The 13,643-nt window shown below is 36.4% G+C and carries 19 protein-coding genes; 3 read left to right on the top strand and 16 right to left on the bottom strand.

What is annotated here, in order from left to right:
• The 6 genes from H1D32_RS12470 to H1D32_RS12445 form a co-directional block, all read right to left on the bottom strand.
• Nucleotides 1–381, bottom strand: a 381-nt coding sequence (locus H1D32_RS12470; RefSeq protein ID WP_261178618.1) for a penicillin acylase family protein, incomplete at its 3' end; no start/stop codon positions are given.
• Nucleotides 336–2,237, bottom strand: a complete 1,902-nt coding sequence (locus tag H1D32_RS12465) for a penicillin acylase family protein (protein WP_261178617.1) — start codon at nucleotides 2,235–2,237, stop codon at nucleotides 336–338. The genes H1D32_RS12470 and H1D32_RS12465, both read right to left, overlap by 46 nt.
• Nucleotides 2,238–2,353: 116 nt before the next feature.
• Nucleotides 2,354–2,596 carry a hypothetical protein gene (locus H1D32_RS12460; RefSeq protein WP_261178616.1) on the bottom strand — a complete coding sequence of 81 codons (243 nt, stop codon included), beginning with the start codon at nucleotides 2,594–2,596 and terminating at the stop codon, nucleotides 2,354–2,356.
• A 76-nt stretch (nucleotides 2,597–2,672) separates the two neighbouring features.
• Nucleotides 2,673–2,870, bottom strand: coding sequence for a PspC domain-containing protein (locus H1D32_RS12455; RefSeq protein ID WP_261178615.1), 198 nt, complete (start codon nucleotides 2,868–2,870; stop codon nucleotides 2,673–2,675).
• A gap of 52 nt (nucleotides 2,871–2,922) precedes the next feature.
• Nucleotides 2,923–3,582, bottom strand: a complete 660-nt coding sequence (locus H1D32_RS12450) for a hypothetical protein (RefSeq protein ID WP_261178614.1) — start codon at nucleotides 3,580–3,582, stop codon at nucleotides 2,923–2,925.
• 59 nt (nucleotides 3,583–3,641) lie between these two features.
• Nucleotides 3,642–4,091 carry a DUF4829 domain-containing protein gene (locus tag H1D32_RS12445; protein WP_261178613.1) on the bottom strand — a complete coding sequence of 150 codons (450 nt, stop codon included), beginning with the start codon at nucleotides 4,089–4,091 and terminating at the stop codon, nucleotides 3,642–3,644.
• 408 nt (nucleotides 4,092–4,499) lie between these two features.
• Here H1D32_RS12445 and H1D32_RS12440 point away from each other — a divergent pair, with 408 nt between their 5' ends.
• Nucleotides 4,500–5,723 carry an MFS transporter gene (locus tag H1D32_RS12440; RefSeq protein ID WP_261178611.1) on the top strand — a complete coding sequence of 408 codons (1,224 nt, stop codon included), beginning with the start codon at nucleotides 4,500–4,502 and terminating at the stop codon, nucleotides 5,721–5,723.
• 27 nt (nucleotides 5,724–5,750) lie between these two features.
• Here H1D32_RS12440 and H1D32_RS12435 read toward each other — a convergent pair whose 3' ends face one another.
• The gene (locus H1D32_RS12435) at nucleotides 5,751–6,062 is read right to left on the bottom strand and encodes a hypothetical protein (protein WP_261178610.1); all 312 of its coding nucleotides are present in this window, start codon (nucleotides 6,060–6,062) and stop codon (nucleotides 5,751–5,753) included.
• Nucleotides 6,063–6,210: 148 nt separating this feature from the next.
• Between H1D32_RS12435 and H1D32_RS12430 the strand changes: the two genes are divergently transcribed.
• The gene (locus tag H1D32_RS12430; protein ID WP_261178609.1) at nucleotides 6,211–6,927 is read left to right on the top strand and encodes a 3-ketoacyl-ACP reductase; all 717 of its coding nucleotides are present in this window, start codon (nucleotides 6,211–6,213) and stop codon (nucleotides 6,925–6,927) included.
• Between the two features lie 112 nt (nucleotides 6,928–7,039).
• On the opposite strand, the gene H1D32_RS12425 is transcribed toward H1D32_RS12430, so the two are convergent.
• From H1D32_RS12425 to H1D32_RS12390, 8 genes are all read right to left on the bottom strand, one after another.
• Entirely contained in the window at nucleotides 7,040–7,246 is a 207-nt protein-coding gene (locus H1D32_RS12425; protein ID WP_261178608.1) for a DUF5316 domain-containing protein, read from the bottom strand.
• A gap of 144 nt (nucleotides 7,247–7,390) precedes the next feature.
• Nucleotides 7,391–7,798 carry a hypothetical protein gene (locus tag H1D32_RS12420; RefSeq protein WP_261178607.1) on the bottom strand — a complete coding sequence of 136 codons (408 nt, stop codon included), beginning with the start codon at nucleotides 7,796–7,798 and terminating at the stop codon, nucleotides 7,391–7,393.
• A 269-nt stretch (nucleotides 7,799–8,067) separates the two neighbouring features.
• A complete protein-coding gene (locus H1D32_RS12415) occupies nucleotides 8,068–8,331 on the bottom strand; it encodes a hypothetical protein (protein ID WP_261178606.1) in 264 nt (87 codons plus the stop codon).
• Nucleotides 8,332–8,397: 66 nt separating this feature from the next.
• On the bottom strand, nucleotides 8,398–9,591 hold the full coding sequence (locus tag H1D32_RS12410) for a PstS family phosphate ABC transporter substrate-binding protein (RefSeq protein WP_261178605.1): 1,194 nt from the start codon (nucleotides 9,589–9,591) through the stop codon (nucleotides 8,398–8,400).
• 151 nt (nucleotides 9,592–9,742) lie between these two features.
• Entirely contained in the window at nucleotides 9,743–10,282 is a 540-nt protein-coding gene (locus tag H1D32_RS12405) for a GNAT family N-acetyltransferase (protein WP_261178604.1), read from the bottom strand.
• 29 nt (nucleotides 10,283–10,311) lie between these two features.
• A complete protein-coding gene (locus H1D32_RS12400) occupies nucleotides 10,312–10,797 on the bottom strand; it encodes a hypothetical protein (protein WP_261178603.1) in 486 nt (161 codons plus the stop codon).
• 262 nt (nucleotides 10,798–11,059) lie between these two features.
• Nucleotides 11,060–11,620, bottom strand: a complete 561-nt coding sequence (locus tag H1D32_RS12395; protein ID WP_261178601.1) for a GNAT family N-acetyltransferase — start codon at nucleotides 11,618–11,620, stop codon at nucleotides 11,060–11,062.
• A 15-nt stretch (nucleotides 11,621–11,635) separates the two neighbouring features.
• On the bottom strand, nucleotides 11,636–12,007 hold the full coding sequence (locus H1D32_RS12390; RefSeq protein ID WP_261178600.1) for an iron chaperone: 372 nt from the start codon (nucleotides 12,005–12,007) through the stop codon (nucleotides 11,636–11,638).
• Nucleotides 12,008–12,223: 216 nt separating this feature from the next.
• On the opposite strand from H1D32_RS12390, the gene H1D32_RS12385 reads away from it, so the two are divergent.
• Entirely contained in the window at nucleotides 12,224–12,967 is a 744-nt protein-coding gene (locus H1D32_RS12385; RefSeq protein WP_261178599.1) for a hypothetical protein, read from the top strand.
• A 56-nt stretch (nucleotides 12,968–13,023) separates the two neighbouring features.
• Here the strand turns inward: H1D32_RS12385 and H1D32_RS12380 are convergent, their stop codons facing one another.
• Nucleotides 13,024–13,380 carry a DUF952 domain-containing protein gene (locus H1D32_RS12380; RefSeq protein ID WP_261178598.1) on the bottom strand — a complete coding sequence of 119 codons (357 nt, stop codon included), beginning with the start codon at nucleotides 13,378–13,380 and terminating at the stop codon, nucleotides 13,024–13,026.
• Nucleotides 13,381–13,643: the final 263 nt, after the last annotated feature.

Below are 13,643 nucleotides of genomic sequence, written 5' to 3'. Positions count from 1 at the left end.
TCTTGATAAATCAGCTAAATCCATGACACCTCTCCAGCCAGCTCCATGATTTACTTCGCCTGTAGTTAAATTCCATGACGCAGCCATGACCGTGATCGCACTTCCACCAACTGCCTGAGGGTTCGGGTTAAATAAAAGATGCAGTGGCGAGATCGCTGCTAATGGATGCTGAAACTTAACCTGATGGAATTTACCCCATTCCCATTTTTTTATATTTGTACCTTGTAACTCACTTGCCCGGTCGATCGCTAACTGAAGTGCGGTTACAACAACCTCGTCGAAATCACCTTTTTTCCCTATCCAAGGACTGACATCACCTCTTGCAGCGCGGCGTATCAGCTCATCAACGACGACTCTGGTATCTCGAAAGTGCCTAGCCATCTCGCCATGAAATCTCTCCTCAAAATATAATTTGAAAATGAAGTGATCCACAGGTGATGAATGAGTGGTGCAGCGAGATTTTTATCATCGTTCTGATCCCAATTTTCCAGAAGTTCGATTGCTTGTTCATCAATATTTCGTAAATCTGCCGCTCTTTTTACAATAGGTAATAACAGAGGCAATAATTCCGCCGCTTGTAAATTTTTCTGATCAAATTGAAGCGCCTTCATATCTTCTAATGAAAAAATCTCTTTACTTTCTAAAACGTCGACAATTCGCCGCTGCCGAAAAGGTTGTGCCCAGCTATGAGAAATATGATAAGGATAGTCATCGTCTACGACTTTGTTGTTTGCTGTGGAAATGAACCCTCCTGGCGGATTTACGATAGTTGGCAACTCTTCCCAAGGAATAAAGCCTTGCCATTCATACTCATCCGTCCAGCCTGGCACAGGTAATAATGCTTCATTGTTCGCACGGATCGGAATTAACCCATTCGCCCGATAGGCAATCGTTCCATCAGTAGCTGCAAAAACAAAGTTTTGCGCGGGTGCCCGAAAATACGTTAATGCCTCTTTAAATTCGTCCCAATTTGTTGCCTTATTGTAACGTAACACTGCTTCTAATTCTGGCGTTGGATCATGCGCTGTCCACCGAAGAGATAACGCTTGTTTTGGATGATCCGTATGCGCAAATTCAGAAATAATTGGACCATGACGAGTGATAACAATCTCGTGCTTTTCAGGAGCATCCTTTCCTTTCACATTAATTTCTTCCTTAATAACATTTGCCTCTTCCCATTCACCCATGTACTCAAACTCATAGGGATTCGTTGGATTTCGTTTTTCAAGATAAAGCTGTTGTACATCTGGACCAACATTTGTCACTCCCCAAGCGATATGCTCGTTATGACCGAGGATAATCCCTGGAATACCGGCAAAAATCACCCCTGTTACATTGACTTCCGGAGATTGTAAATGTGTTTCATACCAAATCGACGGAGTTGCCAAACTTAAATGAGGGTCATCTGCAAGTAGCGGAAGCCCTGTTTCTGTTCGACTTCCTGCCAGAACCCAGTTATTACTTCCATTTTCAGCATTAGGGACAAAGTTACTTGCTAAACTATGGGAAAAATCTAACTGGTTTTCTTTAACGACATCGAGAATATGCGGTCCCTCTTTTGGATAACTTGGAAATAAATCCAACGCTTCATCCTCACTGAAATATTGCAATAGATAATGTCTGAACAATTGTCCGTGCCAGTTCCCGCCTAAGTCATATGCCATATATTTTCCTAGTGTGAGGGAATCTAGTTCAGTCCATTCTTCTGGTTCATAGCCCATAAACCGAAACTCAATTGGCAAGGTACCATTTGACTTCGCTTCATCTATAAAAGCGTTTACTCCAGCTGCATAGGACGTCAAAGTTTGATGTGCTTCTTCTGATAGTACTGCAAGCGATGCTTCTGCGGCTCTTCGTAAACCAAACGTCCGAAAGTATTTGTCATTATTTACAGTCGCCTCACCAATTACCTCACTCAGTCTTCCTGACGCTTGTCTTCTACCTAAATCCATTTGAAACAAGCGATCCTGAGCAGTCACATACCCTTGAGCAAAATATAGGTCATGCTCATTCGTGGCTTCAATATGAGGAACTCCATTTACATCGCGCCATACAGAAACCGGTTCAACTAGTCCCGAAATATGTACGGTTCCACTTATCTTTGGTAGAGGTTTTTTAAGTTGTAAATACCCCCAAACACTCGCTACTAGAATAATAGCTAATATCACCAGCGTTAAAATAATAAGTATCTTTTTTACGAGACTTCTTTTGGGTTGCTTTTCTAAACTAATTTCCAATCGATTTCCCCCTTTCTTTTCCATTTTCTTATAAATTTATTTAATTTTCAAATAATTAAACCTACAAGTGGACGGGTAACGATTCACAATACCTAATTACGGAATGATTTTCTTAATTATTTCTTCTTTAATAAGTCTATAAGATAATGAAATTGAGCAATTAAATAGGCAAGGAGAAGTACTATAACAGTTCCAAAACTATATATGGCATCTTCTAAAAAATCTCTGCGCAAAAAAACATCTTCTCTTAATATAATAAAGATTACAAGACTAGTGATTAGAATACCAAAAAAGATCAATACATACTTTCCGTTCTTTTTATATTTTTCCATTAAGGGAACCCACTTTTCTTCATCCATTTCATACCCCTCCTTAGATTTGAGACTACTACTATCTCTTCCATTGTTCCAATGCACAACTACACTATTTGTATACTTAATAAAGTGATGAATGTTTTTCGGGTAAATGAAAAGCTAAAATAAAGTACAGTACTACTGAAGCTGGTAGAGAAATGAATAGTATTCTCACGCCAAGAGGATGGATATCAAAATGTTCAGCGATCCCACTACATACTCCATAAAACAGCTTATTCTTTGAAGACTTCGTTAATCTACTCAGTTGTTCCACCTCCATGCTTGTGTTCTTTGCCAAACTGTATTAAAAAAAACCAAAAATTTCCCATTGCCTAATAAATCACTTTACCCTTAATTTCATACTTTATTTTCCCCTCAGTAATAGAAACTTCTCGATCACTAATACTCATGGAGAAGTTTACGGGACGCTTCCAGTAATAATTCCCACTTTCTGTTTCGATTAAAAAATACCTCGTCAATATATTCCCAGTGGTATCAGCGTGAAAAGTACCTTCTACAATAATAGTAAAGTTGTTGTTTAAACTTTTAATTTCAATACTCTCAGATTTATACTTCCCTGATTCTATAGCCTCGGCAATTAAAAGCGAAAAATCACTTGCCTTATAAACTAATTCTAAGGCAGTAGTCACATATGTTTCGTCTAATTCCTGAGCGATGTTCGTTACTTCCTCTAAACGAGCCATTTCCTCTGCCGTGAGTATTGGTTCATTAGTAAATACCTTGTTATAAAATGTTTGATGCTCTATTAAATCATCGCTATTCATTAGAAATACTGCTCCGGATCGACTAACTTTTGGGATTTTTTCTTTGGCTGGATTTTCGATAAAATCATTAACTACCATTTCATAATGATGAAAGCTATCAATTGCTTCTTCATATGTAACATCAATGCTTTTGGTTCTTCCTTGCAAAAAGAAGATGACTAATATAGCAATGCCATAAATAATAAATCGCTTTAATAAAAGTTTCATATGTTCACATCCCGAATTTTACAAATAGGTAGGTAGAATTTACCATTTAAACCCAACAATTAATAGCCCCAATCATCAATTTTCCATGGCGCTGTATCGGTTTCTCTCGTGAGATAATACCACCAACTATGTACTCCGTTATCTAATCCAGACCCAAAACCACCAGCATAATCCACTTCAAATTCAACTTTAAAGACACTAATATTAGACTCTTTGATATCCTTCCCACGTCCATACTTGATATATTGCTCTTTCATCTCAGGCGAGCTTTCTTCTTCAATAGATAGAATTTCGATGGATCTTAATTTGTTTAACTCCCAAGAAATCCCCTTCCGATCTTCGCTGAGTAAGCCTTCCATTTCTTCTAGTTTTTTTTCGTTTTGGTACTCAAAAAACTGAATAATCGTTTCTTTTGGTGATAGATCAACTTGGGCCTCTGAAGATTTACTGCATCCAATAAGCATACCCATCATCACTAAAACACTTAAACATAACACTATTCTTTTCATTGACACTTCTCCTCTCTTTCTTGAATTAGGCTATTTTCACAAAGTTTGTTGCTTTCGAATAATACTAAGGTTTTACTACGAGTAGTGCTCTTTTCTTACTCAATTAATATGGTGATATGTTCCAACTATTTTAGGTTAAAAAGCAGCAAGTTTTTTTGTGCGACGAGTAACCGCAGGAGCAAGTTTTTTTGTGCGACGAGTAACCGCAGGAGCAATGTTTTAGAAAAGTGCCTTGTATAAATAGACGAAACATAATGAGAAATAGTTTCAACTATCTTTAATTCCTCGCCACTTTAGAGAAATCCTTCTAATTAGAAAATTCTCCATGGTAAAACTTCGCATTGCGAAATAAGTAAATACTCATTACAATAGTTCTTAGCAAGTTTTACTCATCTAAAGGAGAACAGCATGAACCGTAAACTATTTTTATATGTAAAAGCTTTTTCCGATTTTGGCACATTTATGGACTTAATCGTTCTTAATGTGCTAATTTACGCTGCAACAGGAAGTCCCATCTGGCTTGCCGCAGCAATGGCCGCTAGAACCTTCGGCGGGGTCTTATCTAGTCTTTTTTCTGGGGTGATTGCAGATCGGTTTAACCGTAGAAAAATAATGATCAACACTGATATTATCAGAGCACTCATTATTCTGATCCTGATCCCATTTCCAAATCCAACCCTTATTATCATTGTTTCATTTTTAATTGGCTTTACGAGTACATTTTTTGCGGTTAGCTTTAGTGCAGAAATCCCAAGAATTTTTGGGGAAAATAAAATTCTACAAACGAACGCGATTATTGCCCGACTAACGTCAATTAGTCTTGTAGCTGGGTTCATTGGTGCTGCGTTAATTACTGACTTTTTAGGTTATAAAGTTACGTTAATTCTCGATGCCTCTACCTACCTAATCTCTGCGATTGTCTTGGTGAAAATGAAATGGGAAACCTCTGTGGAAAGTACGAGTGCTGCTCTTGCCTCAGGGCTAAAACAGAAAGTCACGAGTATTATTAATGATTTGAAGGAAGTCTATAAATATCTTACTCTTGCACCTATGTTGATGATGGTGAATATCGTCTTTCTAGTTGGGGCCTTTGCTGGTAGTTCTCACAATCTAGGCATTCCATTACTAGCTGAAACGATAGACTTTGAAAGACAAGGATTTTACTATGGAATGATCTGGGGCGTTTGGGGAATTGGGTCTGTTTTCGCTACGATGATCCTTCCAAAATTAAAATGGCTTATCGAACAAAAGCTCTATTGGGTCTGTCTTGGATCAGCTATCTTAATGTCAACAGGATTTATTATCTTTTTATCGACGACGATGCTTTGGATCCTCTTTCCGTTTGCTTTCTTTACAGGAATTTTCGATGCATGCTTTACAACCCTTCATGCAACCATACTCCAAAAGTCTGATAATTATATCCGTGGCAGAATTTTCGGTGTGGGAATGCTATTGAAATCATTAGGATTTGCGCTCGGCTTTGTGATCGCCCCTATCCTACTTGAAAAACTGACAATGGCTCATATGGTTTGGGTTTTACACGGTACCTTGATTATTACGACACTTATTATTTTCTTTTTTGCAAGAATGTACCATTCGAGAACGAAACTTATACCGATTGAAAGTAACTAGTAGCGGCATTAAATTGTCGCTTTTTTACTATATAAAATAGGCAATTACAAAATATGCGATGAAGCATAAAATCGAGCCACTCAAAAATGGTCCAAATTGTAGTGTTAATTTCTCATACTTGGGCTGATATTTTCCCCCTGTTGCATCAAACGCAGCGACCTCTTGCATTTTCGTAAACGCATCACCTGAAGAACTTAGAAGATACGCAACAAAAACAAAGAAAGCAGATCCAAAGAATAGCGTGGTTAATAGATTGACGTCAAAAAAGAAAGCTATTCCGATAAGCAAAGCTAACTCGGTTGCTAACACTAATAGTACAAATGCAAAATATCGTTTCAAGGCAATCACTCCTTTTTTGTAATATATACGATTCATACATCGGTAGGTTTCGAAAAATTCAATTTATTATTAATTTGCGTGAAACAAACATCTTAAGGATAAACTATTGCAGTATTTGTTCATTACATATTTTAAGGAGTGTTCTTAGATGATTTCACTAAAAGGAAAAAACGCCATCATTACCGGCGCTGGAAGAGGGATTGGAAAAGCTACGGCAATCGCCTTAGCAAAAGAAGGCGTAAACCTTGGTTTAATTGGCTTAAACATGGCTAATCTAGAAAAACTTGCTGAGGAACTTTCAGAGTATGATGTAAACATTTCTGCTGCGGCCGCAGATGTCAGCGATCTTGAAGCGGTAACTCATGCTGTTGATCATATAAGATCAGACCTAGGAAAAGTTGATATTTTAATCAACAATGCTGGAATTGCTCAATTCGGTGGCTTTTTAGATTTATCACCAGATGAATGGGAGAAAATTATTCGCGTCAACCTAATGGGCGTTTATCATGTAACTCGCGCGGTATTACCAGAAATGATCGAACAGAAATCAGGTGACATAATAAATATCGCTTCAACAGCAGGTCAAAAAGGAGCTCCTGTAACAAGCGCTTATAGTGCTTCGAAATTCGCTGTCATGGGGCTAACCGAATCGCTAGCTTTAGAAGTACGAAAACATAATATTCGCGTCACTGCATTAACGCCAAGTACAGTTGTCACAGATTTAGCACATGAAACAAACCTAATTACTGGAGATCCAGAAAGAGTTATACACCCAGAAGATTTAGCAGATCTCGTTGTCGCTGGATTAAAACTTCATCCACGAGTTTTCATGAAGACAGCTGGACTCTGGTCGACAAATCCTTAGAAAAAAGTAGTGCGAGCTGCTAGGTGCTTAACAAGTTTTATTTGTTAAGCACTAGACAAATCGCATCATAGGTTAGAAAAAACTAACCTGCTAAAAACTCAACCCATAGCAGTTATAGAAAGTAAATAATCGCACTAATCCCAAACGAGATTAGTCCAATTAATCCAGAATACAAAGCAAACTCAGTTCTAAAGCCCCTATGTTCTTCTGTCTCAGAGTGAAAATTAGCCCGTTGTTGTGGTCCATTGGTCCAGGCCCCAATAAAAATACCAGATAGTAAAATCCCGATTACACCTATAATCAGAAAAGCTTTGACCACACCATTTCCTCCTTTTCTTAAATTAAGAGATTTAAAAAATAAGCTCTATAAAACTTATTAACCATTGCAAAAACTCTTTTAAAAGGCTCATTACTTAAAGAATGTTGCTATTAGCTTTTAGATCGCATGGTTCTTGACAATCAGTTAAACTTTTTTAAGAGATACGATCGTTGTAATAAACATTATTAAAGATATGAATGCTATTATTATAGAAGAAGTCAGAAAGCTCTCGACAAAAAAGTTAATTCCATACCATTGAGTTAAAAATAAAATGACAAAAGGTATTGCCCAATCTACATTAACCTCAGCAACATTAACATATCCCGTAATAATCGAAAAGAATAGCGTAATAAGCCAAAACACAGAATAATACCTCATTGTTCCACGACTCTTGCTCTTTGCACCTATCGTTATAACGAGTACCCATATCGCGAAATATACAAATGTAACGATTAAGTTCTTCATGGTTGCAGGACTGCCCATTGAAAACTCTGAAAAATTCAATATTATGCCGACAATAATAATAATTATAGCTAAAAGAATTGAGATCATTGATTTAACCTTCATTTTTTCACCCCTATGTTATTAATCTACTTCAAGTAAACATCAAACTTTGACATTAAAACATATCTTTTAAATATTGCTAGAGGAAATACCTTACATGCTTATATTAACATTTTATTCCAATAACAATAATCTTTTTCTGTGCATTTTAGCTACCTACAAACCACAAAAAAAATCGCATGTGATTTTTTACGAAAACTCATGCGATTTGCTTTTTGTACGCTTGTATACACATATGAAGACGGGTTTGTTCGTAACTACTGGTAATACGTTTTTATTTTATCTAAGTCGGCAAGCAATTGGTTCGTTTCCTCCTGATTCAAACGAACTGGCAATTGATCATATAATGTCAGAACCTGGCCATCAGCTTCGTCTTTGTGTTTATTTAAATAATCATAAAGGCTATCTAACTGATTTTTTCTGAGTGTGGAAGTTGTCAGAAAATGCTTTACCGACTCTAACGAAAACTCGTTCATTTGTTCATCAAATTCTCCAGAGATTATGTTTCCATTAATTTTCATAGGAGTCACCCCTCGTGTTAGTCTCCTATTAGTTTACCCGGAAAATGGAAACTATATCGTTGCGACTTAATCTCCGACAGGAATATAACCAGTTGCTTCAACTAAATACTGTCCTTGCTCAGATAAAATCCATTCAATGAAGGCATCGATATGCGGATTATCACTTCCTGCTGTAATCGCATAAAATTCACTGGATATTGGATACTCCCCGCTTCTAATCGTTTCCTTATCGGGGAAAACACCATTAATTTTCAAGTGACGGATTTCTCCATTTTGAACCATCTCAGTCGAAAAAAAGCGGAACGAGTAGCCAATCGCATTTTTATAATTACGATAGCTTGACGTTTCGGAAATTATGCCACCCATTCCTGAAACAATATCTTCTGTAGGTGGTTTCATCAGTGGTTTTTCGCCCATCAGGTTTTCTAAGGCTGTTTGGCTTCCGCTATCAGCTGGGCGTTGAAAGGCTCGTATTGAGTCAATCTTGCCACCTAGCTGATTCCAGTTTGTTATCTCACCAGTATAAATACTTTGGATTTGATCAATAGTAAGACTTTCTACAGTGTTTTTCGAACTAACAAAAAAGACAAAGGCTTCTCTACCAATTGGTGTAAGCTTTAATTCTACGACTTTTTGCTCAGCGGCACGAAGTTGTCGATCAGATGGCCCTGCTGCAAAAATAATATCAACATGACCGTTAATTAGCTTTGTATAAGCCTCTCCAGTTTTACTCGACATAACTTCACTTTGATAAATCTCGTACTCTTTGTTTGGATAAGTTGCCCGCACGAATGCTGAATAAAGAGGATAGAGCGCCGTTGCTCCATCTAATATTGGTAACTCTTTTTCAAGTTTTAAGGAAGCTGGTTCTGACAACGTTACTACTTTAGAATTTTCATAGAATGGATGATACTGATATAAATTGACTTCTGCATTTACTATCCCAAAACTATTGTGATATGCATTCGTAATTTCATACCCGCCAATTGCGAGAACACAAAGCCCAACGAAACTAATCACTGCAATCTTTAACTTTTTACCTTGTAAAATATTAAAAATACGAACAATACTATAAAGGATAATTCCGACTGTGACAATCGCAATTAAAGGCGTGTAAAACTTTACCCCACCCATTAATGCTGAGAAAACAACTCCAATAAAACCAAAAAAACCGAATAATCCAGTTAAAAAAATCACCGAAATAACCTTCGTAACCATACTCGTATTCAATAATTCCACCCCTTTATTTATTTGTTTCATTTGGGGTCTGACCCCCGCTAGAGTAACGCTTTAAAGCAGCGGGGGTCAGACCCCAATGAAAGTTCACTTTCACCAATACACAATGTAAATATGATTGAACAACCAATTAGATATAAGAAAGTGAACTTTCCAAGTCATGTCTATTTCCAGGTTAGACCACACTATTATCAAACTTAAAAATTAGTTTGTATCCGTCAAATGTCTCACCGAATTCTTCATCATAATTACCACCACTGTAATGCAAAATTGTTCTTCTCCAAAACTTCTGCCCAACGATATTTTTTTCTGATGGGTTCGTAAACAACTCCCACTTCCCTCTAAATTGGTCAAACACTATACTAGCAGCATGCTCTGCTAAACCTTTCCCTCTAAAAGGCCGAAGTAAAAAGAATTCATTCACAAAATAATCAATTCCCTTCGTACAATGTGGAGGTGTGGCAATTAGAATAAATCCAGCTGGTCTCTCATCAACTAAAATCAAGAAAGGAAACAAAACTTCGGGCTTTTCCCACCAAATATTGTGGAGTTCGTTTTGCTCACTCAATGTTTTATAATCATCACTCTCTTCGAAAACGCCATGACAATTTGGCAGAAATCCATAATGCTCTGATAAATCATGTAAATAAAGCGGATATAAGTTTTTAATAATATAAGAGTTTTCTTTACAAGACAACTGCACTTGAAGGTCCATAATTATCTCCTTCTTCCTTTGATTATTAACTACTCAAGGGGCCGATGTTTACCAACGATCTTCCAAGAACCGTCAAGTTTCTCTAGTAACAATGTAACTGAATTTCTCTCAATAATTTCATTGTTCTCTTTGCTATAATCAATGCAGTCAATATTGATGCTAGTATGGATATCTGCATAGCTACTTTTAATAACTTGATAGGTCGCTTTCCCATCACTGTACAACAATGAAGAGAATTCATTTCTCTCACATTTTTGAATGAATTCTTTAAATTCATTCCACTGTAATGGTTCTCTAACGATTTTATAAACGGATCGACTTAAAGCTGCATTCCATTGTTCTTCACTGAGAAGATACTCACTACTACTCTTATCTTGAAGAGCTTCTTGCATAACATTCCCCGCAATTTTATACGGCTGTGTAAAAGCGTATTTCATGTAAAAATACCTACTAACAAAAATTAGTAAAATAAGACCAATAAGCAGGATTGGAAATAAAATATAATTTTTTTTCAAGTTTACATCTCCTTTCAACTAGACAAATTCGCTTTAATAGCAAATTTATCCTTTTTCTTTTGGACCTTTTGTTCAATCACTGGTTTACTTAGTTAGGTGCAAATGTAAAACGCATACTTTCCCACAGTATAACTGGACTAAAAAAGACGTAGTACTTAACTTTACGTTAAATATTACGTCTTACTATACTTATACAACCAGTCGCTAGTAAAAAACTGATTTTTTTAGTCGTTAAGTGTAATTCCAACATATAATCAAGAATTTACACTTCCTTCTTCCCAACTCCACGAAACGATAGCCTGTGAAAGGTATTAATAAACACAAACAGTTCTTCTCCAGCTACCTTCTTCAATTCGGTAATGAGAGGGAAGTACATGGCGTGATAGGTTTCGGGCACCCAGATATACTGATGGACATACTCTGTGAGAAGAAAACCGCATGATTGCCAAAAGTGAATGCGCCCTCTATTATCAGGGGTTGCTTCAGACTCGGCCTCAATAATAATTTTATGATACCCTTGGTCAATTGCTTTCTGGCGCAAGTAAGTAACAAATTGTTGACCAAGACCTTGGCCTCGCTCTTTTTCGGATACTGCCAAATAGTCGATGATCATCACTTGGTCAGAAACAAGCTTCCCTGTTAGAGCCATAGCAACGGCTACGGAATTGTTGTACCCTACATGAAGCTCAGCAATTCCTTGTGCAAACATGTTTTTAATGATCTTTACCGGCTTAGCCCCCTTATCTCCAAATGCCTCTAAATAAAGGGCGCTAGCGTCCTGCCAAAGTTCATCGTCCCAAGTACATACCGTTTTTATTTTCATAAGGATTTCCCCTATCTACTTCCGCCAAAAAGTCGAACAGTCTGCCTTATCCAAAATATTAAATTCGATCATTTTCTCAAGTAATGAGAAATCAACCGGATGATCCCACTTAATACGTACCAACTCCTTCGTGTGGTCATAGCCAGCCTGGACAATTTCATCAGAAAAGTGATTAATTCCTACCCTTTCAGGAGCAACAGCCAAATGTTGTTTGGCAACGCTAAAACCAATAATATATGTATCGTGATCGGTAAACATAGGCTGTTTCCATGCAATCTTTGGTACTAAATTTGGAAATTTGTTAGTTACCCAAGTCAAGACTTCTTCCGTTCGGGCCCGATGTTGTGGGTTTTCAATTTGCGCCAAATATTCTGCAAAAACTTCCATGTTGTTCCCTCCAAAAATTTAAATTATGTCACTTAGAGAGTTCCTCAAAGCTAATTTTCGTTAATACTCATTAAGGAGCTGCTCTGAAATGTTGATACCTATTCCCAACTATATAATTTACATACTAATTAGTCAAAATAGCTTAACCCGCAAGACTTAATAAGCAATTAATTTTTCCGCCAACGATTGGAAAAACTAAACAAAAGGAGTGTACCAATGGGTAAACATATATTAACAATTGTTTTTCTAGTATTGATGTTAAGTTTAAATCCTAATAAGACAAACGCCAGTGAAAGAGTAGTCTTATTAAGTATTCCCTCGGAAGTTTGGCATCAAAATGTATACTTATTAGCTGATAAAAAAAGTTGGATGGAATACGAAAATTTTACAGTACAGATTGGGGATAGGGGTGAAAACATTTATAATTTCCCGAATTGGTATCATGGAAAATATGACCCCGCACTTTATAAAGAAGATATAAATGGTGACTCATTAGAGGACGTTATTGTTGTGTTAAATAATTATAGAGCTGGTATTGGGAATCCATTAAAAGACATTCATATTCTTAATCAAATACATGACCCATACCGTAGATATTATGAAGCTAAAATAGACCCTATTAGAATGGCGATAAAGCAAAACGTGAAAATTGAAAAGAATGATAACCTCGTTAATATTTATATTGAGGAAGAGACATTTACAATTGATATTACCAAGTGTAATTTTAAAAATCCACGTAACCCGTTTTTCGGATTCGAATTAACTGAGTATAATATTGAAAATGGACTATTAATCGCAACTGTTCCTGCCTATGTTTTACGAGATGATAGTGTATTAGGTGGGTATATTGGACATTTAAAAGTTCAATACAATTGGGACGGGCAAGCGTACATTGTTAAGGAGATTGCTTTTATTAAATTTACTCCAGAATACAACAAACATTTCATAACGCTTTATTGATAAGCCTGATTTAAGCAATAGATTACATATTAGAGTATCTAATTTTTTTTTAAAAGTCATTCATTTAGATACTCTTTTAATTCCTCATTTAATATAAAATCTCCGTCATCTTCACTTAAGAATGGAATGACATTAACAACAGAGTCAAGATTTAATTCTCCATAAATATGTGGGTATTCTCTTCCGCAGTTATCATCATCTTCCCATTTTATTTCAGATTCTACTTTATCAGTATCAATACATAAGAGAACTAAACGATCTTTTATGTTTTTAAAATTGGGAGCTACTCGCCAAAAATTCTCAATCGACGAACAGTGTATAAAACCCTCAGATACAATATAATGTTTACCATAATACATGCTATTTTTCCCCTCTTGCCAACTTGTCTCTTTTAAACAATGTAGAATTATCATTTCACTTCTCTTCCTCCTTGTTGTCACAACAGCTTCTATTGTACTATCGCTTTTTTTTGAACTAAGAATAAAAATAAAATTCGATTGCTAAGACATTGGTAATAAATAAAAAAAATTCGAGGACTTTATAAAAAAGCGATAGCACTTATAAACATTCTTGAAAAGCTTTTAGACAGTTTTTCTCTTCCTTTTGCTGTATACCAACCGCTCTTGATGTACAAACAAAACAATCGCACGTGATTTCTATGTGAAATTCATGTGAC

The organism is Anaerobacillus sp. CMMVII (assembly GCF_025377685.1).
Lineage (GTDB): Bacteria > Bacillota > Bacilli > Bacillales > Anaerobacillaceae > Anaerobacillus.
The sequence above is the reverse complement of the archived record's forward strand: the minus strand, read 5'-3'. Positions and strand labels throughout refer to the sequence as shown.